Genomic DNA, 24,672 nt, shown 5'->3' with positions numbered 1-24,672 from the left:
TTGGTTGCCACAGCCCTCACAGGAACAGCCCGTAGATGACGACGCCAGAAGTCGTGATGCGCCCGGTTTCGCAACTGAAACCCTACGCGCACAATGCGCGCACGCACTCGCCGGAACAGATCAATCAGCTGGCGGCGTCGATCCGTGAGTTCGGCTTCACCAACCCGGTTCTGGTGACGGCTGATGGAATGATTGTCGCCGGTCATGGCCGGGTCGAAGCGGCGAAGGCGGCGGAGATTTCGCTGGTGCCCACCATCGCCGTCGGCGCCGATTGGACGCCGGCGCAGTTGCGCGCCTATGTGCTGGCCGATAATCAACTGGCGCTCAACGCCGGGTGGGATGACGATCTCCTGAAACAGGAGCTCGCCGATCTTTCCGCGGAAAGTTTCGATGTTGGCTTGGTCGGCTTCGACGCCGAGCTGGTCGCGGGCCTGCTCGCGGCGGAGCCCACGGGCGGTCTGACCGACGAGGACGAAATCCCCGACCCGCCGAAAAAGCCCGCGACGCGACGCGGCGATCTGTGGCTCCTCGGCAATCACCGGCTGCTCTGCGGCGACTCGACCAACCCGGACGACGTGACCCGGCTGATGGACGGCAAGCGAGCGGCATTGTTCGCAACCGATCCCCCATACCTCGTGGATTACGACGGCACGAACCATCCGACGAGGAAGGGAGCGACGGCTTGGGCGAAGAAGATCGCCAACAAGGACTGGTCCGAGGATTACATCGAGCAGCCACATTGGGACGACTCGTCTCAGGGGCCGCAGTTCTACGAAGCCTTCATGCGGGTCGCGATCGACTGCGCCATCGCCGAGGACGCCGCCTGGTATTGCTGGCACGCCTCGCGCCGACAGGCGATGCTGGAGGCGTGCTGGAAAAAGTTCGACGTCCTGCACCATCAACAGATCATCTGGGCCAAGTCCCGCCCCGTCCTGACCCGCTCGATCATGCTGTGGGCGCATGAGCCCTGCCTCTTCGGCTGGCGGTCTGGCAAGAAGCCGCGCGTCAATCGTGAGGGCTTCGACAGCTGGCCGACGACGGTGTGGAACATCCCCTCGAGCGAGATCGAGACGCGGGAGCACCCGACCAGCAAGCCGGTGCGGGTGTTTTCGCTCCCGATGGAGCTTCATACGCTGCCGGGCGACATCTGCTACGAACCTTTCTCGGGCTCTGGCTCGCAACACATCGCAGGTGAGAAGACCGGACGCCGCGTCTATGGGATGGAGCTGTCAGAGGCGTTCTGCGACGTGATCATAAACCGCTGGCAGGCGTTCTCTGGCAAGACGGCGGTCCTCGATGGCGAGGGCGCGACTTACACTGAGATTCGTGGTCAACGCCTTGACGAGGCGAAGGAAGCCGCCTGATGCAGTCGCGCGCCATGTCGCTCGTCGAGGCGGTTGCGAATGTGATCGTGGGCTACGGCGTCGCTGTGGCCACGCAGATGACGATTTTTCCGTGGTTCGGCCTGCATGCCACTCTCGACCAGAATCTGACGATGGGGCTGATCTTCACGGTCGTTTCGCTCGTTCGTAGTTACGCACTCCGACGACTGTTCTGCAATTTTCAACATTCGGACGAGGACAGGTGACAGCCCGCCTCACGACGGGCTGTTCGGCGCCTGATTTACGGGGCCTCAAGCGAGGCGATACACGCGCCCGCGTCCGTCGACTTTCTCGGAGACGATGGTGAGCCCGAGCTTTTTCTTCAGAGCCCCGGCGAAGGCCCCGCGGACGGTGTGCTGCTGCCAACCGGTCGCCTCGACGATCTCGGCGATTGTCGCGCCGTCCTTGCGCTGGAGCATGGCGATCATGGTCGCCTGTTTCGTGCCTTCGCGCGGCGTCCGCTCTGTGGCGCCAGCCGGCGCTTTGGGCGCGGCTTTGGGGGACGGCGCGGCGGTCGTTGCGGCCTTCGCCTTCTTGGCGCCCGGGGCCGCCTGTGGGGCTTTTGCGGGCGTCTTGCTGGCCGCCGCCTTTGGCGCGCCTTTCGGCCTCTTCGCCGACTCGGGTTCCACGCCGATGGCGGCGAGCCCGGCGTCGGTGATGGCGAGCGTCACGCCGTGACCGTCCCCGGTCTCGCGCCACACCGCTTCGCCGCCGCGAACCTTGGCGTCGACCTCTTCGAGCAGGCCCCTCTTGATGAGGCTGCCGACGACGATCTTGACCGCGCCGCCCTTGAGGCGAGCCGGCAGCGGCAGCGCGATGCGCTCGGGATGTTCGGCTGCTTTCGAGAGGATGACCAGCTGGGTGTCGGAAAGTTGGGTCATGATGGGCTCCTTCAGCCGGAGATGGCGAGGATCGCCACCTTCTACGGGCTGAAGCCCGCAATCTTTGCGGGCGGGAGCCGGAGTGTTGGAAGGGCGTGCTATTCTGCGAATTCGCCTTCGTTGAAGGCGGAGTCCGTGATCTGCTTCAGCAGGCTCGCATAGTTCGCCAGCGTGCCGACATGCCCCCAGTTGATCTCCTCGGGCGCGGAGTGGAAATGATCGTCGCTGAGCGCCGCCAATCGCGCCAGCATGGCGTCGATCTCGGCCTTCCTGGCGATGAAGGCGCTCAGCGCGGCCTCGTTCTGCTTGCTGTTCGTCATGTTCGCCTCCGTTTCGATGGCGACATACAGGCGTAGATCGGGCGGGAAGTGAAGGCGATTTCTCCATCATTTGGGGCAATGATCTGCGACAATTCAACAAGCAGGCGATGATGATCCAATGAGCGATGCGCAGGCGCAGAACTCGGCCGGATTGATCACCGTCGCCAAGGCGGCCGCGCTGTTGATGGTCTCCGACCAGTGGGTGCGCGATCTTGGCAAGAAGGGCTACATCCCCAAGCCTGTCGGCGGCATGGTGCCGCTCGTCGCCGCCGTGCAGGGCTACATCCGCTGGCTGAAGGACGAGGAGCGGCGCACGTCGAAGACGGCCGCCGCCTCTCAGGTTCAGCAGGAGCGCGCCCTCGAGATCCGCATGCGTCGTGAGCGCGAGGCCGGCAATCTGATCGAGATGCGCACGGTCGAGACGATCTTCGCCGATGTCTGGGGCGCGTTCCGCTCCGAGCTCGCCGGCGTGCCGGCGGCGGCGACCCGCGACCTGAGCCTGCGCGCCGATATCGAGACGAGGCTGAATGACGCGCTTGATCGCGCCCGCGGCAGATTTGAAAAATCGAGCGCGACTCTACGAGCAGGTCGCGATCTCAACATGGCCGGCGAAACGCCAGCCTCCTGACGAATGGGCCTTCGAGAATATCGTCTACGGTCCGGAGACGGGCTGGCCCGGACCACGCAACCCGGGGCTCACGCCCTATATGCGGGCCTTCTCCCGCGCCTTCGGCGATCACCGCTGGAAGCGCATCGTCGGAGTGACCGCGGCGCAGAGCGGCAAGACGGCGACGGTGCTCGACGTCATCGGCGAGCGGCTCGATAACCGGCCCGCGCCGATCCTCTATGTGGGGCCGAACAAGGAGTTTCTGACCGATCAGCTGGAGCCGCGCATCGAGGAGATGTTCCGGCAGGCTGAGTCGCTCGGCGCGAAGGTCATCGGCGGCATCGAGAGCAAGGAGCAGAAGAAGACCCTGAAGCGAGTCGCGGGCGTCCGCTTGAGGCTCGCGCATGCCGGCTCCTCGGCGGCGCTCAAATCAGACGCCGCAGCGCTCGCCCTCGTCGATGAATACGACGAGATGATGCGCAACATCCGCGGCCAGGGCGATCCGCTCGGGCTCGTCGAAGCGCGCGGCGACACCTACGCCGACTTTCAGGTAGGCGTAACCTCGACGCCGACGCTGGGGATGGTCGAGATCGTGCATGATGATGCGAGCGGCCTCGACTTCTGGAAACCGGGCGAAGAAGACGACATTTCCTCGCCGATCTGGCGCTTGTGGCAGGAAGGCACGCGCCATCATTTCTGCTGGCCGTGCCCCGACTGCGGCAAATATTTCGTGCCGCGCTCGAAACTGCTGCACTATCCGAAGAACGCAACGCCGTCGCAGGCGCTCGTCAATTCCTGGCTCGAATGCCCGCACTGCGGCTTCGAAATTCGCGAAGAGCACAAGGCTTTCTGCAACGCCAATGGCGCCTTCGTCGCGCCGGGCGAGAGGATTGACGCTGAGGGGGCAGTTTCGGGGGCGCCGGCGGAGACGACCACGCTGTCGTTCTGGATCTCCGGCTTTTGCTCGCCCTTCAAGACCATTGGCGAGCGGGCCGAGCGTTATCTGCGCGCGCTGGCCTCGGGCGAGCAGGACAAGATCCAGACGGCGGTCAACGCCGGCTTCGGCGAGCTCTACCTTGCAGGCGGTGGCGAAGTCCCGGAGTGGACCCAGGTCGTGAAAATGCGCGAGAGTTTCGCGCAACGCGTGCCGGACGGCGTGCTGTTCCTCGTCGCGGCGATCGATGTGCAGGGCAACAGGCTCCCCTATGTCATCCGGGGATTCGGCGCAGGCGGCACGTCCTGGCTGGTCGAGCATGGCTACATCTGGGGTCCGACCAAGGATCAGGAGGTGTGGCGGCGGCTGTCAGAAAAGCTGACGACGCCGATCGAAGGCCGGCCGATCAAGATCGCCTTCGTCGACTCCGGGTTTCGCCCCGGCAAGAAGGAATCGCTGCCGATCCACCGGGTCTATGAGTTCTGCCGCAAGCACAAGCGGTTCGTCTTCGCGACCAAGGGCTCGTCGACGCCGATGGCGCGGCCGCTGATCGAGTCGGCGATCGAAGTCACGGGTATCGACGGCAAGGCGAAGAAATACGGGCTGCATCTCCTGCGCCTCGACACGGATCACTGGAAAGCCGTCGTCCACGAGCGGCTGTCTTTCGACCGCGACGCGCCCGGCGCGCTGCGCCTGAACGACGCCGCAGACGACGATTACTGCCAACAACTCGTCGCGGAGGCCAGGGTGAAGGGGCCCTCCGGTCGCTGGATCTGGGTGTCGCGCTATCGGGAAAACCATTTCCTCGATTGCGAGGCGATGGCGGCCGCTGCGGCGTGGCGCGTCGGATCTGATCGACAGAAGGCCATCAAGGCGGAAACCAGGTCTTCGACGCCGGTAGGCATTGATCAGCCCGACCTCGAGGCGGCCCCTCAGACCAAAGCCCCGGAACCCATCGTCGCGACGGCAGTGGCGCAGAAAGCCATTCGCGCGCGCTTCGCCAGCTTTGCGCACCGTCTGAACCGATAGCGATCAGTGTAAATCGAAAGGTAAAGGCATTGCGGAGCCGATGAGAGATCGGCTCCGCAAGGTCAGATCAATTCTGTGGGAAGCCGAAACAATCCTCAGCACACCCAAACGCGGCGACCGTTCCACCAGCGCCAGCAACCGCCGCCGTGCCATCCCCAGCCGCCGCCGTGCCAGCCGTGGCCGCCATGCCATCTGTGACCACCATGCCAGCCATGGCCGCCGTGCCATCGATGTCCGCCATGCCAGCCGCGGTGGCCGTGCCACCCGTGATGACCCCCATGCCAGCCGCGATGGTGACCGCCGCCATGTCGACCGCCATGGTGACCCCGGGCCTCGGCCGCTGACGCGAATGGCAGGGAAAGAGCCGCGATCAGGGCGGCGGCCTTGAAAAATTTCCAGATCATCATGCGTCGCCTCTCGAATTCCGCCTGCGGCTGTCTGACTTTCGAAAAAGTTTAGGGCAGCGCGACCAGAACGACCGGACTGAACAAGATCAATCTCGGCCTATTTCTGACCTCTGACAAGCCGGCCGGCAGGAATCCACGCATGGGGTTAATCAATCGTCTCGGCGCGCTGTTTGGCAGCGCCCGGGCGCCGGCGCGCGGTCGACCGGGCGCGGCCTATATGCGCAACGAGCGCCATGCGCTGTTCGAGAACTGGTATCCGATCCTGCGCGACCCGCGCGAGGATGTGCGCGCAGCCTATTGGCGCGCGGCCGCGCGCACGATCGATCTGCTGCACAATTCGGGGTGGATCGCAGGGGTAGTGAACAAAGGCTGCGCCTCGATCATGGGGACAGGCCTGCGGCTCGCGTCGAAACCCGATTATGGCGCCCTGGGGTGGGAGCAGAAAGCGTCAGACAGCTGGGCGCGAGAAGTCGAACGGCGATGGGAGCTCTGGGCGAATACGCCGCTCGAATGCGACGCCGCCGGAAAACACGATGTCCATCAGCTTTGCAAGGCGGCGCTCAGGAGTTACTTCGCCCATGGCGAATGGATCGCCTGGTATCGTTGGTTGCCGAGGCCGGAATCACGGACGGCGACCAAGATCCATCTGATCCCGGCGCATCGGCTCGTTCAAAACTCCAATGGCCAGGATCTGTTCCAGGGCGTGAGGGTCAATAAGACGGGTCTGCCCAAGGCCTATCTGCTGCGCCTGACCAGCCCGATCATGGAGACGGGGCAGATCCTCGAAGTTGCCGCGCGCGACGCCGGCAATCGGCCTGTGATCAAGCATTGCTTCGACGGCGACGTCGGGCAGATGCGGGGCATTTCGGTGTTTGCGCCGGTGCTTCAGGTTCTGCGCCAATATGATCAGCTCTCCAACGCCACTCTCTTCACGGCGCTGGCGCAGGCGATCGTTGCGGCGACGATCGAGAGCCCGTCGCCGACGCAGGAAGTACTGCAAGCTTTCGAGAGCTTGGAGGAGCAAGGTGTTGGCGGCAGTCTCGACAGCTATCTCGACGCCCGCGCCGGCTGGTACGACAAGACGAGTTTCGATCTCGGCGGCCTGGCGAGGATCGTCCACCTGTTCTCCGGCGAGAAGCTGAATTTCCAGCGCAGCGAGACGCCCAATTCGAACTATGAGCCCTTCGTCCGCTTCCTGCTGCGGGAGACCGCGGCCTGCGGCGGCTTCACATTCGAGGACGTGACCGGCGACTACACAGGCGCGACCTATTCCTCGATCAAGATGTCGACCACGACGAATTGGCCGATCCAGATGTGGCGGCGTTCGCACATCGCAGCGCCCTTCTACCAGTCGGCCTTCGAGTGCTGGCTCGAAGAAGGCATCGAGCGCGGCGACATTGCGTTCCCGGGTGGCGTCGAGGCCTTCCTCGCCAATCGCATGGCGGCCTGTCGCGCCGACTGGCGCGGGCCCGCAAAGCCGGTGCCGGACGAGGTCAAATTCGCGGCGGCGCATGAGAAGCTTTACGGCATGGGCGTGATCACCGCGGAATATATCGCCGCGGAGCTCGGCCAGGACATCGAGGACAACTACGACCAGCTGGCGCGTGAGATGGCGATGCGCCAGGAGCGCGGGCTTCCTGAGCCCACGATCATCACGCCCGAGCCAATCATCGACAAGGAGTCGGCCGATGAGTGACGCCGTCGACTGGACCAACCCTTGCGAGCGCTTCGCAGCATTGAGCAAGGCCTATTACGCCCTCATCACCGGCGCGCTGGAAACCGAGATCCGCACGCGCAACCTCGACGCCGAGGAAATGGTGCGGTTCAGCCGGGCCGATCTGAACACGCTCCGAAACGAGATGCGCGCAGCCGAGACGACCTGCTGTGCTCTTACTGGCGCGCCGAATCCGAACCGACGCTTTGCAATGCCGCTGACCTATCGACCGGCGCGGGCGCCGTCGAGCTACGATCCGAGCGACCCGCGAGGTTGATGTGTCGAATACGCTTCTCCTGCGGATCGCAGACCGGATTCTCAACCGCCCGCTGCTGATCCTCCCGGAGAAGCTCGCCGTCGTCACGGAGGTCCTCGCCGGCCGGATCGGGGTCGACGCTGCTCTCGCGCCTGACGCGTCCCGCTTCGTTGGTGACGCCACCGAGACGGACCCGAGCGGCCGGCCGGTCGGCAAGTTGCCATATCGCCGCACGGCCGAGGGAACCGGGATCGTCACCATCACCGGTTCGCTGGTGAACCGCGGGGCCTGGATTGGCGCCCAGTCGGGCATGACGAGTTACGAAGGTATCGCGCATCAAATCGAGAGCGCGGTCAGGGATCCGAAAGTCCGGAACGTCATCCTCGACATCGACTCGCCGGGCGGCGAGGCGGTGGGCGCGATGGAAACGGCGGCCCTCGTGCGCAAGGCCAATGAGGCCAAACCCGTCTACGCCATGGTCAACGGCATGGCGGCCTCGGCGGCCTATGCGTTGGCGTCGGGCGCCAAGGCGGTCATTTCGACGGAGTCCGGCGTCTCCGGCTCGATCGGCGTGGTGCTCATGCATGCCGACTACTCGCGCGCCGTGGATCGGGCCGGAATCACGCCGACCCTGATCCACGCCGGCGCCCACAAGGTCGACGGAAATCCCTACACGCCGCTGTCGGGCGACGTGAAGGCCGATCTGCAGGCCGAGGTCGATCGCTACTACGCGCTCTTCATCGACGCGGTGGCTGCCGGCCGCGGTCGCCGTTTATCGGCCAGGGCTGCGCGGGCGACGGAGGCCCGGACCTTCATCGGCGCCGCCGCAAAAGGCGCGGGCCTCGTCGACGATATCGGCTCCTTTGCCGAACTTCTCGGCCAGCTCTCGAAAGCTGGATCCCGCGGCATGAAAGGAACACGAATGAACATGCATTCTGATGAAGACCTCGCGCGCGCCCGCGCCGAGGGGAAAGCCGAAGGCTTCTCTGAGGGCCGTGATGCCGGCCAAGCAGCGGGGTTGGCCGCCGGCAAGACCGAGGGCGCGAAGGAAGGCTATGAGGCCGGCGCCGCCGAGGGCCGCCGGATGGGGGCCGAAGACGAGCGCGCGCGCATCAAGGCGATCCTTTCCCATCCGGAAGCCGCGGGCCGCGAGGCCTCGGCGCGGCACCTCGCGCTCAATACCTCGATGAGCGTCGAGGACGCCGCGGGCGTGCTGGCGGGTGTGGCGAAATCGACCGGCATCGCAGCCCGCGCCGTCGAGACGGTGACGGGCGCCTCTCATGTCGGCGATGCTCCGAACGAGAACATGCAGCCCGGCGCCGCCTCATGGGCATCGATCGCCGATGAGCTCAACGCCGAAATCGGCCGCCGCGCCGGCGCAGCTCGCTAATCCACGGAGTTCTCACCCATGACCGCCAAGGGCATCACGCTCTATGAAGCGAAGCACGCCTTCACCTTCGTCGTCTCGGAGGATTCCGATGGCGCCGGCTATCTCTCCCGTGACACTTTCGTCGCCGACGGCGGGGTCTCCGGCGTCGACTTCCTCGTCGGCGAGATTTTCGCCGTCGTCGACGGCAAGGCCGTCAAGCTGAACCCATCGGCGACCGACGGCTCCGAGAAATTCGCCGCCATCGCCGGCTATCGCGCCAAAGTTCCCGCGGGCCAGACACTGGAGTTCGTCGGGATCAACCGGCACGCCACCGTGCGCGGCGCTGATCTCACCTGGCCCGCCGGCATCTCCGACCCGGACAAGGCCGAGATCGTCGCGCAGATGGACGCGGCGTTGATCAAGGTCCGCTGAGCCGCTCCCTAACCATCAGGATTCCCCTTCATGGCCATCATGGACGTCTTTCTGGGCGACGCCTTCTCGGCGCGCTCGCTCACCGCGGCCGTCGACCGCTACAGCTATGTTCCAAACTTCCTCGAAACGCTGCCGGGCCTCTTTACGCCGAAGCCGGTCCGCACGGCGGAAGTCTGGATCGAGGAGCGCGACTTTGCGCCCGTGCTCATCCAGACCTCGCCCCGCGGCGCGGCTCCCTCTCAGCGCGGCGGCGAGCAGCGCAAGGCCCGGGCTTTCATGACGACGCGTATCGCCGACGCCTCGCGCATCTGGGCCTATGAGATCCAGAACGTCCGCGCCTTCGGGGACGAGGCCGCCGTCAAGGACATTCAAATAGAGGTCGCCCGCCGTCAGATGAAGATGAAGGCGGACTTCGCGCTGACCAAAGAGAACATGCGCCTCGGCTGCATCCAGGGCGTCGTCGTCGACGCCGACGGCACGGTGATCTACGACTGGTTCGAGGAATTCGGCCAGACGAAGCCGACCGAGCGCGTGTTCGACTTCTCGACGAGCGCGACCGAGGGCGACATTCGCAAGGCCACCAACGCCATCAAGCGCCGCATGGTGCGCAATCTGAAAGGCCTCGGCGGCGCCGGCGTCGCCATCCACGCGCTTTGCGGCGACGATTTCTGGGACGCCTTCATCACCTGCCCAGAGATTCGCCACACCTATCAGGCGCAGATGGCGCTCGCTCTTCAGAACGACATCGGCAATGCGTGGGAAAGCTTCAAATTCGCCGGCGTGACCTGGCACAACTACCGCGGCACTGACGACAATTCGACGGTGGCGATCCCGGCAAAGAAGGTGAAATTCTTCCCCGTTGGCGCGCCGATCTTCCAGATTGCCCATGCGCCGGCGGAGCGTTTCGAATTCGTGAACACCCCCGGCCAGGAGACCTATTCCTGGATCGTGCCTGATCGCGACCGCGACTCATGGGCGGACGTCGAGCAATATTCCTACCCGCTTCACGTCTGCCTCATGCCGCAGGCGCTCGACGCCGGGAAGATCAGCTGATGATGGTGACGTTCTTTGAAAAACAAGTCTATATTCCCTAATAGGATCTTGGCTAGAGTTGCTCGAGGTTAGGATGTCATCTGACTTTCTCCGAGGAACAATCGATGAAGACGACGCTTTTGAGCTCGTGCGCGCCGGAGAAGCACTCTATGACGTTGATCTTGATAAGCTGCTTTCCGAGACGGTAGAAGAATTGCTTGCATCTCAGCGACGTACGCCGACTGATACTGAAGGCTTTCTTGGATATTGGAGCGAGTGCCGGGCTGGTTTTTTGGCCGCGTTGGAGAGTGAATTTGAAAGGAAAAACATAAAATATCGTGATCATCAGATCATGAATCAGGAAATACGGATCAGGCCCCATACTATCTTCTGCATAAATAAGGCTTCAACCGAAGCGGCTCTGGGCATTGCCGCGCTCGTCGCTTCTGTGGCGACAGCTGATAAATCCTGGTGGGGCATTTTCGGGATGGGTATTTCCGTCGTGGATATCATCCGAAAGGTAAGTGCTCATTACGTAAAGCTTTCAGATCCAGTAGAAAAGGCCGTTTTTGAAAAAGTGTGGTTTCTCTCGCAGAGACTTGACGTTCATAATTATGACGCGCTTGAGGATAAACGCTTCGAGGAAGCCTATACGATCAAATATCCGACCGACGACGAAGTTGTAAAAGAACTCAATCAAATCTCTCCGAGCGACTGCAGCAGGGCTATAGCCGACCTTGTTAATCGTGAAATTCTTCTCAGAGATTCGTTGGGCGCACTTCGAGTTGCTTTTTAGCCTCAAAGAAAAGACCCGTTTTACGCCTCAAACTGCTACGGTTGCTCTTCGGCGAAAAGTTGCCGCTGCACGAATTCGTAGGGCTCGGATTGATGAGACAGTCCCGCCTCATGCGCCTGCATGCGGCGACGGACGGTCAACTCGGCCAGCGGGTGCTGATCAAGCCGCAGAGCAGCGGCGGCTATGTCGTCCGAGGAGCCGACCCCGAGCGGCCCGAGATGGAAATCCTCGCCTATGTCGCGCGAGGCTCTAGCGTGGTGAACGCCTCCGGCGCGACGCCGGGCGACGTCAATGCGCGTCTGCGGTTCTCAGCGGACACGGCAAAGATCGAAACCTCGGCGCTCCCTTACGCCGTCGAGGAGGGTGATCTCGTGCAACTGCTCGAAACTGACGGCGCGCCGACGCTCCGGGTCAGTCGCACGGCGCCGTTGGGAACAAATCGGACGCTGCTCTTTCTGGTGGGAACCGCGCGATGAGCCTCGTGCCTTTCGCCCTTCGGGTCTGCGCCACGCGCGCGCTGCAGGCGGCGCTGCCGGTCAACGTCGTCGTGGTGGACAGTCCGCAGGAGCCGCTCGATCTTCTGGACAAGGCGGCGCCTCAACCGATTGTCGCTGTCTATACCGGGTCGGCGATGACCAAACTGGAGGGGCGCAACCTGCTTGGCGGCGCGCCCGTCGTGCTTCTGACGCTGCAAATTTTCCTGCCGGAGACCTTCGCTTTCGAGACGTCGCCCGGCCGCATCATCACCGTCGACACGAGGCGGCAGGGCGCCGAAACGGCGCTGGACATTCTCTGGCGCGACGCCCTGCTGGCGCTGAACGCTTCGCCCGAACCATGGGCGGCGCTGTGGCGCGAGTTTGCGCCGGCCGTCGCCAGCATCGCCAATCGACATTATCTCCTCGAAAGGAACAGCGTGAAGGTGACGGCGCGCGAGGCGACGCTCGAATGCGAGCCGGTCCATGAGCCGGTTCCAGGCGCGGAGCCTGCGGACGCGTGGGCGGCGCTCATTGCCCTGATGCGCGCCGACACGCGCGGCGACGGCCTCGCGACGTTGGCGGATTGGGTCGAGGCGTCGATCCGCAGCGCGACCCTGTCGCCGGCGGGGCGTGACGCGGCTTACCTCGGCCTGTCAGCCTATGTCGCTGGCTCGCTCATCATCGAGGATGGCGTCAAGGACACTGACCCTTGCGGCCCGCGCGAGCCCGCCGTCGAGTTTCCACAATGAACCTTGCCGACGCGATCATGGATTTGCAGCGCAGCCTCGCCGGCGCGATCCGCGAATTGCAGCTCGGCCTCGTCGAGGCGCAGAAGGAGATCGAGTGGCTCCGGAGCGCCAAAGACAACTCCGTCATCGACGGGCGGGTGACGGATCGGGATCCAAAGAAGCATCGCATCCGCATCGAGATTGGTCTCGACGACGAGGGCAAGAGCGTCAAGTCGCCGTGGATCCCGTATTCGCAGATCGCCGGGGCGCGGAAAGTTCATAGCGTGCCGAGTATCGGCCAGCAGATGCGCATCGTCTGCCCCAATGGCGATCCCTGTCAGGCGCTGGCGGTTCCGCTCACCTGGTGGAATGACAATCCTTCGCCGAGCGAAGATGGGGACGAGGATATCGACCTGCGCGGTAAGACGAAGCGAACGCAAAAAGACGCCGCCGTCAGGCAGGAAGTCGACGGCGTGACTGTCCTTCACACCAAGCAATCCAGCAAGATGACGATCCACAAGGATCCGGAAACCGAGCAGGAAGGCAAGGACGAGGAAGTCTCCGACAAGAAGCCCTGGAAAGGGAACCGCGCCAAGGCGAAGCACTCCCGGACCTTCGACAAGGACGGCGGCTACATGGTCGTCATCAATGAGGGCGACGACGAGAAGGAGCACAAGATTATGGTCCATCCGGACAACGCCGTCGAAGTGTCCGCCTTCAAGGGGAAGCACAAAATTTCGCTGACGCGAGACGAGATGAAGCTGTCGTTCGACGGACAGCATGAGACGACCTATTCCTCGGAAGGCATCCGGCATAAGTCCTCGACGAAAGTGCAGATCGAAAGCCCTCAGATCGAACATGCCGGCGATCTCAAGATCACTGGAACTTTGCTCGCCCTCAAACAGATCCAGAGCCTGATCGGCGTGAAGGCGCCATTGCTCGGCGGTCTGCCCGGCGACGGCGGCGACGCAACCAACTGGTGAGCCATGGCTGCTTCGACGGGAATCGACCGCGAGACAGGAAAGCCGCTTAACGATTGGGAGCACACGGTCCAATCCATCCTGGTGATCCTGTCGACGCATTTCGGAGAGCGGGTGATGCGGCGGGTGTTCGGCTCAGCCGTCCCGCGCGTGCTCGGCAAGAACCTCGTCCCGGAGACGATGCTCAAATTCTACATGGCGGTCGCGATCGCCATCGAGCTGTGGGAGCCACGGTTCCGGGTGCGGCGTTTCGATTATCCGGGCGCCGAGAACGGCCCCGACAATATGAGACAGGGAAAGATCGGCGTCCGCATGATCGGGGACTACATGCCCCGCGCGCTCGACAAGGACTACACCGTCGAGGCGGTCAGAACGGTGGCGCTTTAAATGTCCCGCTTTCCCTTCGCCAACCTCGACCTGTCGCTGATCCCGGCGCCGCAGGCGATCCATCCCGTCGACTATGAGCTGATCCGCGCCGCGCGCCTTTCCGACCTGACCGCGCGCTTCGTCGCCAAAGGCATCCCCTTCAATGTCGCCGCGCTCGAAAGCGACCCGAGCGTCATCCATCAGGAGGAAGACGCCTATCGCGAGATGCTCGACCTGCAGGCGATCAATGACGCTGTGCAGGCGGTGCTGCTCGCATTCGCGGTCGGGAGCGATCTCGACAATCTTGGGGCGCTGCTGGGGGTACGGCGGCTGACGGTCACGGAGGCGAACGACAGCGCCCCGGCAGTCATGGAAAGCGACACGGATTTCCGCGGTCGTATCCGGATCGCTCTCGACGCGACGGCGGTCGGGCTGACCGGGAACGGCTACCGCACCATCGCGCTGCAGGCGGCGCCGGCGGTGAAGGCCGTCTCATTCATCAAGCATGGCGGCGGACAGATCGACGTCATTCTGTTGGGCCGCGGCGAGGATGGCGCGGTGGACGAGGCGTCGGTGAAAGCTGTCCGCGACCGGCTCGCCGCCGACGACGGCGGGCAGCTGACGGATATTGTCACCGTGCGCTCGGCGCGCCCGCTGCCCTACGACATCGTCGCCGAGGCCATCATTCCGCCCGGGCCAACGCCCTCGGTGATCCAGAACGCGTCCATTTCCGCCATCACATCAGCCATGAAAGGTTTGAAGGTCATCGGCGGTCGCGTTCCGACCGACGCCATCATCGCCGCCGGCCGCGTGCCGCCCATGAACAAATTCCGGCTCATCGCGCCGGCGGAGGACATTCTGCCCGGCGCTGACGAGGCGCCTTACCTGAGCTCCGTGTCCGTCACTCTCACGGTGGCGGCGTGAGCGCGGAGACGCTGCTCCCGCCCAACTCGACCCCATGGGAGCTTGCGCAATCGCTGACCTCGGCCGCGCGCCGGCCGCTGCCGACCGACTTCCCGCGGCTGGTCTGGGACCCGGATCTCTGCGCCGAGGCGTTTCTGCCCTATCTCGCGTGGGGCCTCGGGCTCGAGATCTGGAAGGACGAGTGGCCCGAGGAAAAGAAGCGGGCCGTCATCAAGCGCATCTGGCTCCTGAAGCGCCGCAAGACAACGCTGCAGGGGATCAGGGACTATGTCGAGCTTGCCGGCGGTGAGATCGTCAAGGCGGTCCGCCCGAAGGATCGGATGTGGTGGGTCCCGGCGATGTCGCCCGAAGAGCGCGCCGCCATCGACGCGCGCCTGCCGGAGATCCGCATCTTCCCGACTCCGCCGGCAAAGGAGGCCGGGGCCGATCAGATTTTCTTCAACGTCTCCTTCTGGGGAGACGGCGCACGCTATCCCGACGACGCGAGGCGGCGCTGGCTCGATCGGGCGGTCTATGTCGATGAGGACGGCGAGCGTCCTGTCACCATCACCGGCCTGAATGGCAATGCGGTCGACGACAGCTATGTCATCCAGCTGCGGGCGAGCGCGACCGCCAAGGCGTTCTATGGACGGGCGCAATTTGCCGGGTTCCGCATCCCGTCCGACGCTGACCGCCATGTCATCGCCATCTCGCCTACTGAGGGAGCGCTGACCTTCTCGGTGCCGCCCGGACTCATTCCCACCGCCGTGCGCCCGGAGCCGAAGGCGGAGATCGTGGCGGCGCCCGTCTACAAGGCCTTCCACTGGCCGAGCTTCTTCAACGCGTCGTTCCGGATTCCCTCCGACGCCCGCGACCATCTCTACGACAGCCTGAGGTTCATGGATCCGAAAAAAATCGGCGCCCATGGGCGGCCCATGTCCTTCTGGAGCTGGTCGCGCTCAGGGATCCCGGCTTTTTCAGCGGAACTGACCCTGCGGGCGCCGACGCCGAAGCCCCTGTGGCAGTTCGGCTCGTTCTGGGGCCAGGGCTTCTGGGCCGCGACGGACCTCTCGCTGCTCTGGGACGCGTTAGAGGCCATCCGGGTGTCTCAGGCGGCGCGCGACGACATCTCAGTGTCCCTGCAACTCTTTCGGGAAATCACCTTCTCGGGCGGGCTTCGCTTCGGCGAGTTCGCTTTCGGCGACTATCAAAAGGCGGCTTGAATGGAAAACCGGGTCAATTTCATTGCCTATGCCGAAAACGTGCCCGAGGACGTCAATAATCTGCAATCTTACGTCTCGGACTCGCTCGACCATATCGTCGTCGATACGCTCGTGCAGGGCTCGAAATTCTCGGGATTCCTGACCGCCAAGAGCGGCCCGGCGCAGGTCGTCGTGACGGCCGGCCGGCTTTACAGGAACGGCGTCGTCTATGCGCGCGCCACGCCGACGACCTTCGACTTCACGACGCAGCTCCCCGTGGCGGCGAAGAAGAAGGTCCTCATCACCGCATGGGGGACCGAGGTCGACACCGGCGCGACGCCGCGCAACGTGCTGATCGCCGCGCAGTCCACCCCGCAGAACCCCGTCTACCAGCCCCAGATCCTGGAGATCACTCATTCCCGGATCGTCAATCTCGGAACCTCGGTCGGCGCGGAGGCGCCGGATCCGGCCGCCCCGGTGATCGACGCCGCGCTGCTCTTGCTCGCCACCGTGGTGCTCTCGCCCACAGGCGTCGAGAGCGTCACGGTCGCGAACGAGAACGAGGTCGGCAATCTCGAAGATCTGAGCGACCGGGTGACCGACATCGAGACGTGGGAGGCGGTGGCGGCGCCCATGATCCTGTCGCTTGCTTCCGACATCGCCCGCATCTCCAACGACCGCAAGAACGACCAGAGCGCCGATCTGACCGGGCGCATCCTCGGCCGCCTCGCGGTGCTCGAGTCGCGCGACGGCATTCCCTCCAACGCCGCCGACAGCCTCGCCGATTTTTTCCTCGATCCGGCGACGTCGGACCTCGGCCACGTCGCCTCGAACTGCAAGGTCGACGAAGGCGTGCGCTTCGCCGACGATGGCGTCAACGAGACGGCGCTGCAGCTCTTCAACCCGCTCAATCCGCAGGTGAGCGTCGCCAATGGCGTGCTGTTCCCGGCCTATGAGACGGCGCTGCGCATCAGCGTCGGGCTCCAGACCGGCTCGGTCAGTCTCGCGAGCTACACCTATCAGACCGTCGAATTCCTCAAGAAGCAGATGTCGCGCACGCGCATCCGCTGGGGCAACCCCTTCTTCGTCTGCACCAACTCGGCGTTCTGGTCCTCCGGCCGATACGACCCGGTGACGCATGTCTTCGCGCGCAACGGAGAGACCTTCCAGATCGACCCCGCCTATGCTCAGGCGGCGCTCATTCCGCACGTGTTCATCCGGCTGACCCAGTTCTGGACCGATGCCTATTCGGAAGCCTATTGGGACATCAACAAGGAAGCCTTCACCGTTTCCGGGTCCTCGGTCGAGGAGACATTCCCGGTCGGCCAGGACATGTGGCTGCATTCGATCGCGCTGAAGTTCACCCAGCTCGACTCCTCCGGCGCGGTCACCCTGGTGGTCTGCGAATGCACCTCGACCGGCGAGATCGATCCGACCCGCGTGATCGGCAAGGCCGTCGTCGCCCATGGATCGCTGACCACGACCGGCAAGACTGCCTTCGTGTTTCCGACGCCGATCTTCCTCAAGGCCGGCAGCCGCTATGGCTTTCGGATCGTCAGCGGCGCGAACCATTACATCGCCACGGCCAACGGCCCGGCCTTTCCGAACGGCATGTTCTTCACGATGATCGGAGGCTACGCCATCGCCGATCCGCAAAAGCACATCGTCTTCGACCTTTACGCCTGCCGATTCCAGCAGAGCGTCGTCACCGTCGACCTGCAGGGCCTGCAACTCTCCGGCGGCATTGTCGGCATCGACATTCTGGCGGAATCGGTCGTCCCCTCGTCGGTGAGCCTGACTTACGCAGTCCAGGTCAACGGCGCCTGGGTCCCGTTGGACCGCGTCAACGCGGGCGTGCTCAACGCCGGCGGCGCGCTGCCGCCATTGCTGCCATTCCGGGCCGTGTTTCAGGGGACGCCGGACATGATGCCCTGCGTCGGCCTGCTGAACTCGCGCGTGCGCGTGGAGCGGCCCAAGACGGCCTTTGCGCATTACTGGCCCGCGGGCGGACGCACGCCGCCGGCGTCGACTGCGCAAATCCGGCTGACGGTTCGCTATGAGAATTTCGACCCGCTGATCCATGCCGCGAGCGTGAAGCTGCTCACCGGAGCGAGCTTCGCGACGGAGACAGCCGCCTCGTCATATAGCGACGTCGCGCCTGAACCCGGCGTGATCGAACGTACCTATGTGTGGAACCTCGGCGCGGCGGTTTCCGCCTTCAAGTTTCTGGCGACCGGCTCGTCGTCGACGCCGCTCAACGTATTCCACATCGCCTGGTTCAAGGACTGGGTCCTGTAACGGAGAGAAATGATGGCGAAAACTCCGACCAAGACTGAAACGGCCCTCCCGGAGCCGGCCTATACGGAAGTGACCCTGTCCAGGATGGTGGAATTGCAGGGCCACGCCTATCGACCGGGCGTGAAGCATGTCGTCGACGCGGCGACGTTGGCTGCGCTCGGTGACGCCGTGGCGACGAAGAGGCCGCTCAACGCATGAGCATCCTCCCGCCCGAGATCGACTTCAAGGTCGACAAGGCCGCTTCGCCCGACCGGATGAATCGCGCAACGGCGCATATCGACGCGCGGCTGCGGGCGCTGGAGGCCTACAAGCCGAGCTTCGATCAGCTGTTCGCCGAGCTTCAAATCTTCGGCCTGCAGCGCGTCAATGAGGCGGTCGCGCCGCTCCTGCAGGAATTGGGTCGCGTTCAGGCGCTGGGGTTCCTCAACGCGCCGATCCAGCCCGGAACGACCGCCTATTTTGCGCTCGGGCCCATGAGCGTGACGATCTCGGAAGATAGGCGCAACGTCTTCACGCCGTCGCCTTGGATCATGCTCGTCAGCGACAGCGTGCCTGACGCGTATGTCCTCGGCCGAAAACTCTCCTACGACCATGAGACGGGCGAACTCCACATCAACGTCACCAACCAATGGGGCGCAAATTCCCTGCTGGCCGATGTGACGGTTTGGGGCGTCGCCGGCGGCGCGCTGTCGGCGCTGGAAAGCGCCACGAAAGCCGTCGACGCGAAGGTCACGGCGCAGGCGGCGAGCGCCGCGGCCGTGTCGGCGGCCGCCACAATTTCTGGCTCCACGTCCACCGCCGTGTCGGCGGCGCAGACCGCCTCGACGGCGGCGAACAACGCCGCGGCCAGCGCCGCGCAGGCGGCGGCCTCGGCGGCGTCGATCTCCAGCGGGCCGGTGCTGTCCGTCAATATGAAGACCGGCGCCGTGTCGCTGACCGCCGCGGACGTCGGCGCCTATTCCACGGCGGAGATGGACAGCAAGCTCGCTGTGATCGACTCCGGTACTTTCTGAGCGACCTGCGCAGCGATCATCGCCATCGGTCACCTCTTACCTCAACATTGTCTCGCGGGGCATTTCGATGGCCAATGTCGTTAAGCTGCTCCGTTCAATCACCCCGGGACAGACGCCGTCGTCTTTGGTCAGCGGCCAGATCGCGATCAACGAGGCCGACGGCAAGATCTTCTGGCTGAGCGCGGACGGCGTCACCATCAAGAGCGCCACGCTGTCGAACCTCGACGCCGCGCTCTCTGGGAAACTGACGGCGTCCAACAATCTCTCCGATCTGACGAGCGTTGCGACCGCCCGCGCCAATCTCGGCCTCGGCTCGGCCGCGACGCTGACAGTGGGAACCGCCGCCAATAACGCGGTGCAGCTCGACGCCAGCGCGCGGCTGCCCGCCCTCAATGGTTCGCTGCTGACGAACGTCGCCGCGGTTTCCGCAACCTCAGCCGCCTCGGCGACGCTCGCGACGAAGGCCTCGACGCTCGCTCAGGGCGGCGGCAATGGATCCGCAATGACCTTCAATTGGTCGGGTCAAAACGGGCAGCCGTCATGGCTTTGGGGCGGCAATGACGGCGTCAATCACTATGTCTGGAACCCCGCGAATTTCAGCGTCAACAACGCCGCCAATCTCGGCGGCGTCGCAGCGTCATCCTACGCGTTGAAAAGCGACGTTCCCGTCCTCATCGCAACGCTCTCAGGGAGCGCCGTCGGGTCTCTCGCACATTCAAGCTGCTTTTCTTCCGCCTACAAATTCTACGAAGTCGTCCTCGAAAACGTCTATGGCTCCGTTAACGCCGCCGCCCTTTACATGCAGTTGTATGTCGGAGGCTATCAAGCGTCGGGATATTCGGCTTACACGGCGATATGGAATCCCGGCGGCGCCGCCGGTTATCATTACACAGCCTATATCGACCTGCTGGGCGGGGGACGGCTGGTGAATAACGCGACATGGGGCGGCGTCAGTGGCGTCCTCTGGTTCGTGAATCCAACATCGACGACCTATGCGCCAAACACGGTCGGCCGCACTTCATTTGCTGACGCCACATACGGCCCTTACGCCGCCTGGACCCACATCTCGGCGATGCGAACAGCGCTCGGAGCCGTGACGGGATTTCAGATCTATCCCTCATCCGGAACGATCACGGGAACGATCCGAATCTACGGAAGGGCGTAAATGTATAGAAGAAGGAGCGAAACCGACGCCGTCCTCAGGCTGTCGGACAACGCCATTTTCGGACCCGAACGCGAAGAGGATTGGCAGACTTATCAGGCGTGGCTTGCTGCAGGAAACGAGCCAGAGCCGGCAGATGAATTGACGTCAACCCAGGCAATTCCATTCGAGATTGCGCTCTGGCAGGCGCGCGCTATCCTTGCGCAACGCGGTCTTCTCGATCAGGCGAACGCCGCCGTCGAAGCCGCAAACGACCCGACCCTGAGCGCCATTTGGGAATATGGCAACAACATCCGGCGCGCGTCGCCGGCGCTCATGAGACTCGCCGCGGGATTGAAGCTCGGCGATCCCGAAGTGGACGCGCTTTTTGTCGCGGCCTCTGAACTGACCGCCTGAACCAGCGCCAGGCACAACACAGCCAGAGCCTTCGTCTCCGACAGTCGTGACGCTCAACCGAGCGCCGCGCCGTCTGCGCACGCTCTGACGCAAGCTTTTCTCATAGGGACAAGCATGATCAACAGTCGTGCAATCGACGACCTCAACCCGGTCGTCGCAAAGAAATGTCGCGCCTTCATCGCCGCCTGCAAGAAGGAGGGGATCGAGGTGCTGATCACTTCGACCTACCGCGACATGGAGAGCCAGGCGGAGATCTACGCGCAAGGCCGGACGAAGCCCGGGCGCATCGTCACCCACGCCAAGCCCGGTCAGTCCTGGCACAACTTCCGGCTCGCCTTCGATTTCGTGCCGATCAAGGGTGGCAAGGCGATGTGGAACGACGCCCGCACCTTCAGGCGCTGCCGGCAGATCGGCGAAAGCCTCGGTCTCGAGGGACTCGACTTCGAGATGGCGCATCTGCAGTTCCGCGGCGGCCTGACGCTGGCGCAGGCGCGCGCCGGCAAGGAGCCGAGGATTCCGGCGTGATGCTCGCCCGGCTGCTCGCGTCTTTCGTCGTCGCGCTTTTCGTCATCCTTGGCGGCAATCCAAACGCCTGGCCGAACGAGGCGCGCGTCTCGGCGATCCTTCGGCTCATCGGCGGTGCCGTCCTGCTCGCCGTCATCTGGGCGCCCCTCACGGGCTGCCCGGCGACTCGCACACTCATCCATGCGTGCAGGGACGGTCTCTGCCGCTAACAAGGAGAAACCTAGAATGAACCTCGCAATCAATTCCCTTGCGTCCTGGCGCACGACGTTTCTGGGCCTTGCCGGCGTCATCGCCATCCTCGCCAAATGGGTCCAGTCGGGCGTCATCGACTGGAGCGATATGCCGGCGATCATGGCGTCGCTCGGCCTCGTCGCCGCCAAGGACGCCAACGTCACCGGCGTCAAGTGATGTGGGCCGCCATCGCGGCCATCGTCCAGTCGGTTCTCGGGGCGCTGTTTTCAGCGCTCCGCGTTCGCCGGCTGGACCGGGAATATGACGCCGCCCTGCGCGGGCAGGCGATCGACGACGCGGCCCTCGAAACGAACGAGGCAATCCATGACATTGCCGAGGCGCGCGCGGGCGTGCCGGATTCTCCCGTTGATCCCGACGCTCTGGCTCGCGAGTTGCGCGATGAACGACGAGACGCCCGCCCGGGCCGTGTTCCTGCCGCGCGTCGGCGCCGTCCTTTCTGAATCGACGCCGGCCGCACGAAAGGCGGCGATCCGCGCGCAGCTCGCCTTGGTCTGCCCGACGCCGCTTTCTGACGACGAGCTGGGATGGGCGGCTGAATTCGTGGAGGCGAACCAGAGCAAGGGCGCGGCGTGGATCGCCGGCCGACTGCTCAGGATGCATCGGGAAGTTCGAATCTGTCGGGGCCAATAGATGCTGACGAAAATTGTCGATGCGCTGCAGGATTCTCCTGTGGCGAAGACCGCCGACGTCGTGGTGGCGACCGGAGCGATCACCTTTCCGCTGTGGCGCGCGCGGCTGCAGGAATGGAGCGCCGTCGCCGGAGAGGTCACGCCCTTCGTCGCGATTACGTGGATGCTGATCCAGAGCGTCTGCCTGATCTTGAGGACGCTGCGTTCCGAACACGCCGACGACTGACGCGCCGCGCCCAGACCTCGCTACCCCCTTGGCCGCCTCCGCGCGGCCGTTCGTTTTTGGAGAGACCTCAATGACCACCCCGGCTTACGGGCTCGTCTTCAACCGCGACAATACGGATCCGCGCCCGGCGCAGGCCTCCGACCTCTCCGTCATCGGCCTCGTGCTGCCGAGCGAGGACGCCGACGCAACCGCCTTTCCATTGAACGAGCCGGTCGTCTTCGATTCCGGCGACCCAGCCGGGCTGCCGAAGCTCGGGACCGGCGACCTCGCCAGGGCGGTTGTCGCGATCGACGATCAGCTCGCCGACCTGCAAACGAGCGCCCGCATCGTCGCCGTGCGCGTCGAGAAAGGCGCCGATGACGACGAGACCATCGCCAACATCATTGGCTCGCGAACGGCGACGACGGCCGCTAACAATGTCGGGACGGGCCTTTATGCGCTGCTGCGCGCCGGGAACCAATGCGGCGTCATTCCGCGCGTCCTCGGCGCGCCGGGCTATACGTGGCAGACGACCATCGTGGACGGCCAGATTCAGGCCAACCCGATCTGCGCGGCGCTGCCGTCGATCTGCGCGTCGCTTCTCGCCCACGCCGTCGTCGGCGGGCCGGGCGCCGGGCTCGCCGCCGCGACGGACTGGTTCGAGACGCTCGGCTCCGGGCGGCTGATCGCCATCGACGCCTGGCGGCGCGTGGCGGATGGCCAGTCCACCCGGCTCGAAGATGGCGTCGCCGCCGTGCTCGGCCTGTTCGTGCGCGTCGATTTCCGGCACGGCGGCTATCCCTTCTGGTCGGTTTCCGGCCAGCAGGTGCAGGGGACGATCGGCCTGAAGAACTATTATCCCTTCTCGCTCGTCGACGGCGCAACGACGGGTCAGGAATTGCTCGCCACCCATATCGGCGTCATCGAGCGCGGGGAGGTCGGAGTCGAGACCGCGATCGCTGCCAACGGCTTCGTGTTCGCCGGCGTGTGGAACGCCGATACCGACCCGCTCTGGTGGATGTATAACAAGACCCGTGGCCGCGACTGGGCGCATCTCGCTTTGCTCAAATCCATCCGCCTGCGGCTCGGCGTCGAAAACATCACGCCGCATGGCGTGCAGGCCGTCCTCAACGACATGGTCGCTATCGGCCAGAACCTGATCCAGAACCAGTGCTCGGTCGGCTTCAAGGTCGGGTTCGAAGCGAGCAAGAACAGCCCGAATGATCTACGGCAGGGCAAGTTCCGCGTCTTCTTCGCGACCGAAGAGCCCGCGCCGATCACGCAGGTCACGATCGACTCGCGGCCCAATTACGACGCCCTCGTCGCCGAGCTCGGCGCGCTCGTGGCGCAGGCCGCGACGCTTCCCGCGCAATATCTCCAGTAAAGGAAACGCCACATGGCCGCGTCCGTCATCATCTGGGAGGCCGCGAACCTGTTCGCCGGCGACGACTCTCCCACGAACTCGAAGCACCTCACGCTGCAGAACATCCAGCTCTGGCAGCCGAAGGAAAAGACGCAGGAGCATCATCCGGGCGGCGCCATCGGCGCCATCACCATCGGCGGACTCGGCTTCGAGCCGCCGGAGGTGACCTTCAAGCTCGTCGGCGCCGACGCCCAGACCAAAGCTCTGTTCGGCCTTGGCGCGAATGGCGTGCGGCCCTACACCATCTATGGCGCGCTGCGCGACAAGAACGGCGGCCGGCTCATCGAGCGCAAGGTCGTGGTGTTCGGTCGTCTCGTCGAAGTCGGCGAGAGCGAATTCAAGCGCGGCGAGCTCATCGAGCAGGACCACAAGATCGCGGAGATCACCCACTATGAGCTCTGGGAGAATAAGGCCGAGGTCTATTACTACGACTGGTTCGGCTCGGTGTGGCGGGTCAACGGCATGAACCAGCTGGCGGACATCAATGCCATGCTGCGAATCTCGTGAGGCGGAGCGTCGACATGACCGATGACAGCAACCTTGCGCGCATTGTTTCCGAACGCCCGCGTTTCAAGACGATCGACCTCGAATGGCCCGTCGCGTTCGGCGGAAATGACTATCGCGCAATCACCGTCTCGCGGCTGACCGCCGCCGAGGTGGCGCGGTTTCAAAGCGAGATCGAGCAGCTGCTCAGGAGCGATCCGGACGCGAAGGTCCGCCTGCCGCTGTTCCGCGACGAGCGCGGCGCGCCCATCCCCGACGAGGTGATGGACGCCCTCGACGACGATGACCGTCTCGCCCTGGACGAAGCCGCCGCAAATTTTTTGCCCCGCCGGTTCCGGGGGCTGGCGGAGCGAGATTCTGGCCCGGACATTGGCGCGACTACCGCGGCTTCATCCTGAAATCTCTGGGCGGGACGCGCGCGGAGCTCGACGCCATGTTCTGGGACGAACTG

At 64.3% G+C, this 24,672-nt stretch carries 32 protein-coding genes; 29 read left to right on the top strand and 3 right to left on the bottom strand.

Annotated elements, in window-relative coordinates:
- Positions 1–35: 35 nt before the first annotated feature.
- Both ACV959_RS17775 and ACV959_RS17770 read left to right on the top strand, forming a co-directional pair.
- Positions 36–1,364, top strand: a complete 1,329-nt coding sequence (locus tag ACV959_RS17775) for a site-specific DNA-methyltransferase (protein WP_475737867.1) — start codon at positions 36–38, stop codon at positions 1,362–1,364.
- Positions 1,364–1,588: a DUF7220 family protein gene (locus ACV959_RS17770; protein WP_475737866.1), complete on the top strand. Its 225-nt coding sequence runs from the start codon at positions 1,364–1,366 to the stop codon at positions 1,586–1,588. Before ACV959_RS17775 ends, ACV959_RS17770 begins: the two co-directional genes overlap by 1 nt.
- 45 nt (positions 1,589–1,633) lie before the next feature.
- On the opposite strand, the gene ACV959_RS17765 is transcribed toward ACV959_RS17770, so the two are convergent.
- Both ACV959_RS17765 and ACV959_RS17760 read right to left on the bottom strand, forming a co-directional pair.
- A complete protein-coding gene (locus ACV959_RS17765; protein WP_475737865.1) occupies positions 1,634–2,263 on the bottom strand; it encodes a DUF3489 domain-containing protein in 630 nt (209 codons plus the stop codon).
- Between the two features lie 98 nt (positions 2,264–2,361).
- Complete coding sequence (locus ACV959_RS17760) at positions 2,362–2,583, bottom strand: hypothetical protein (protein WP_475737864.1); 222 nt, start codon at positions 2,581–2,583, stop codon at positions 2,362–2,364.
- 118 nt (positions 2,584–2,701) lie between these two features.
- Here ACV959_RS17760 and ACV959_RS17755 point away from each other — a divergent pair, with 118 nt between their 5' ends.
- Together ACV959_RS17755 and ACV959_RS17750 are read left to right on the top strand one after the other, a co-directional pair.
- Positions 2,702–3,211: a hypothetical protein gene (locus tag ACV959_RS17755; protein WP_475737863.1), complete on the top strand. Its 510-nt coding sequence runs from the start codon at positions 2,702–2,704 to the stop codon at positions 3,209–3,211.
- The gene (locus ACV959_RS17750; protein ID WP_475737862.1) at positions 3,111–5,153 is read left to right on the top strand and encodes a terminase gpA endonuclease subunit; all 2,043 of its coding nucleotides are present in this window, start codon (positions 3,111–3,113) and stop codon (positions 5,151–5,153) included. The genes ACV959_RS17755 and ACV959_RS17750 overlap by 101 nt, the downstream gene beginning before the upstream one ends.
- Before the next feature lie 67 nt (positions 5,154–5,220).
- Here the strand turns inward: ACV959_RS17750 and ACV959_RS17745 are convergent, their stop codons facing one another.
- Complete coding sequence (locus ACV959_RS17745) at positions 5,221–5,472, bottom strand: hypothetical protein (protein ID WP_475737861.1); 252 nt, start codon at positions 5,470–5,472, stop codon at positions 5,221–5,223.
- A 227-nt stretch (positions 5,473–5,699) separates the two neighbouring features.
- Between ACV959_RS17745 and ACV959_RS17740 the strand changes: the two genes are divergently transcribed.
- The 25 genes from ACV959_RS17740 to ACV959_RS17620 all read left to right on the top strand — a co-directional run bounded on the left by ACV959_RS17740 (position 5,700) and on the right by ACV959_RS17620 (position 24,619).
- Entirely contained in the window at positions 5,700–7,256 is a 1,557-nt protein-coding gene (locus tag ACV959_RS17740) for a phage portal protein (RefSeq protein ID WP_475737860.1), read from the top strand.
- Positions 7,249–7,551, top strand: coding sequence for a hypothetical protein (locus tag ACV959_RS17735; RefSeq protein ID WP_475737859.1), 303 nt, complete (start codon positions 7,249–7,251; stop codon positions 7,549–7,551). The genes ACV959_RS17740 and ACV959_RS17735 overlap by 8 nt, the downstream gene beginning before the upstream one ends.
- Position 7,552: 1 nt before the next feature.
- Positions 7,553–8,920 carry a S49 family peptidase gene (locus tag ACV959_RS17730; RefSeq protein ID WP_475737858.1) on the top strand — a complete coding sequence of 456 codons (1,368 nt, stop codon included), beginning with the start codon at positions 7,553–7,555 and terminating at the stop codon, positions 8,918–8,920.
- Between the two features lie 18 nt (positions 8,921–8,938).
- Positions 8,939–9,331, top strand: coding sequence for a head decoration protein (locus tag ACV959_RS17725; protein WP_475737857.1), 393 nt, complete (start codon positions 8,939–8,941; stop codon positions 9,329–9,331).
- 30 nt (positions 9,332–9,361) lie between these two features.
- Positions 9,362–10,384 (top strand): major capsid protein, encoded by a 1,023-nt coding sequence (locus tag ACV959_RS17720; RefSeq protein WP_475737856.1) that lies wholly within the window; start codon positions 9,362–9,364, stop codon positions 10,382–10,384.
- A gap of 73 nt (positions 10,385–10,457) precedes the next feature.
- Positions 10,458–11,159 (top strand): hypothetical protein, encoded by a 702-nt coding sequence (locus ACV959_RS17715; protein WP_475737855.1) that lies wholly within the window; start codon positions 10,458–10,460, stop codon positions 11,157–11,159.
- Between the two features lie 92 nt (positions 11,160–11,251).
- Positions 11,252–11,635, top strand: coding sequence for a hypothetical protein (locus ACV959_RS17710; RefSeq protein WP_475737854.1), 384 nt, complete (start codon positions 11,252–11,254; stop codon positions 11,633–11,635).
- On the top strand, positions 11,632–12,384 hold the full coding sequence (locus ACV959_RS17705; protein ID WP_475737853.1) for a hypothetical protein: 753 nt from the start codon (positions 11,632–11,634) through the stop codon (positions 12,382–12,384). The genes ACV959_RS17710 and ACV959_RS17705 overlap by 4 nt, the downstream gene beginning before the upstream one ends.
- Complete coding sequence (locus tag ACV959_RS17700; protein WP_475737852.1) at positions 12,381–13,346, top strand: phage baseplate assembly protein V; 966 nt, start codon at positions 12,381–12,383, stop codon at positions 13,344–13,346. Before ACV959_RS17705 ends, ACV959_RS17700 begins: the two co-directional genes overlap by 4 nt.
- A gap of 3 nt (positions 13,347–13,349) precedes the next feature.
- Complete coding sequence (locus tag ACV959_RS17695) at positions 13,350–13,730, top strand: GPW/gp25 family protein (protein ID WP_475737851.1); 381 nt, start codon at positions 13,350–13,352, stop codon at positions 13,728–13,730.
- On the top strand, positions 13,731–14,633 hold the full coding sequence (locus ACV959_RS17690; protein WP_475737850.1) for a baseplate assembly protein: 903 nt from the start codon (positions 13,731–13,733) through the stop codon (positions 14,631–14,633).
- Positions 14,630–15,835 carry a phage tail protein I gene (locus ACV959_RS17685; RefSeq protein ID WP_475737849.1) on the top strand — a complete coding sequence of 402 codons (1,206 nt, stop codon included), beginning with the start codon at positions 14,630–14,632 and terminating at the stop codon, positions 15,833–15,835. Before ACV959_RS17690 ends, ACV959_RS17685 begins: the two co-directional genes overlap by 4 nt.
- Entirely contained in the window at positions 15,836–18,112 is a 2,277-nt protein-coding gene (locus tag ACV959_RS17680) for a hypothetical protein (RefSeq protein WP_475737848.1), read from the top strand.
- A 12-nt stretch (positions 18,113–18,124) separates the two neighbouring features.
- Complete coding sequence (locus ACV959_RS17675) at positions 18,125–18,310, top strand: hypothetical protein (RefSeq protein WP_475737847.1); 186 nt, start codon at positions 18,125–18,127, stop codon at positions 18,308–18,310.
- A complete protein-coding gene (locus tag ACV959_RS17670; RefSeq protein ID WP_475737846.1) occupies positions 18,307–19,125 on the top strand; it encodes a hypothetical protein in 819 nt (272 codons plus the stop codon). Before ACV959_RS17675 ends, ACV959_RS17670 begins: the two co-directional genes overlap by 4 nt.
- A 67-nt stretch (positions 19,126–19,192) precedes the next feature.
- Complete coding sequence (locus tag ACV959_RS17665) at positions 19,193–20,290, top strand: hypothetical protein (protein WP_475737845.1); 1,098 nt, start codon at positions 19,193–19,195, stop codon at positions 20,288–20,290.
- The gene (locus ACV959_RS17660; protein ID WP_475737844.1) at positions 20,291–20,683 is read left to right on the top strand and encodes a hypothetical protein; all 393 of its coding nucleotides are present in this window, start codon (positions 20,291–20,293) and stop codon (positions 20,681–20,683) included.
- Positions 20,684–20,797: 114 nt separating this feature from the next.
- Entirely contained in the window at positions 20,798–21,208 is a 411-nt protein-coding gene (locus tag ACV959_RS17655; protein ID WP_475737843.1) for a M15 family metallopeptidase, read from the top strand.
- A complete protein-coding gene (locus ACV959_RS17650) occupies positions 21,205–21,417 on the top strand; it encodes a hypothetical protein (RefSeq protein ID WP_475737842.1) in 213 nt (70 codons plus the stop codon). Before ACV959_RS17655 ends, ACV959_RS17650 begins: the two co-directional genes overlap by 4 nt.
- A 16-nt stretch (positions 21,418–21,433) precedes the next feature.
- A complete protein-coding gene (locus ACV959_RS17645; RefSeq protein WP_475737841.1) occupies positions 21,434–21,616 on the top strand; it encodes a hypothetical protein in 183 nt (60 codons plus the stop codon).
- A 222-nt stretch (positions 21,617–21,838) separates the two neighbouring features.
- Positions 21,839–22,090 (top strand): hypothetical protein, encoded by a 252-nt coding sequence (locus ACV959_RS17640; protein ID WP_475737840.1) that lies wholly within the window; start codon positions 21,839–21,841, stop codon positions 22,088–22,090.
- The gene (locus tag ACV959_RS17635) at positions 22,091–22,315 is read left to right on the top strand and encodes a hypothetical protein (protein ID WP_475737839.1); all 225 of its coding nucleotides are present in this window, start codon (positions 22,091–22,093) and stop codon (positions 22,313–22,315) included.
- Positions 22,316–22,385: 70 nt separating this feature from the next.
- Positions 22,386–23,678 (top strand): phage tail sheath protein, encoded by a 1,293-nt coding sequence (locus tag ACV959_RS17630; RefSeq protein ID WP_475737838.1) that lies wholly within the window; start codon positions 22,386–22,388, stop codon positions 23,676–23,678.
- Positions 23,679–23,690: 12 nt separating this feature from the next.
- Positions 23,691–24,224: a phage major tail tube protein gene (locus tag ACV959_RS17625; RefSeq protein ID WP_475737837.1), complete on the top strand. Its 534-nt coding sequence runs from the start codon at positions 23,691–23,693 to the stop codon at positions 24,222–24,224.
- Positions 24,225–24,238: 14 nt separating this feature from the next.
- On the top strand, positions 24,239–24,619 hold the full coding sequence (locus tag ACV959_RS17620; protein ID WP_475737836.1) for a hypothetical protein: 381 nt from the start codon (positions 24,239–24,241) through the stop codon (positions 24,617–24,619).
- Positions 24,620–24,672 lie beyond the last annotated feature (53 nt).

This window comes from Methylocystis sp. Se48 (genome assembly GCF_056269425.1).
This window is presented reverse-complemented; position numbering and strand designations above follow the sequence as displayed.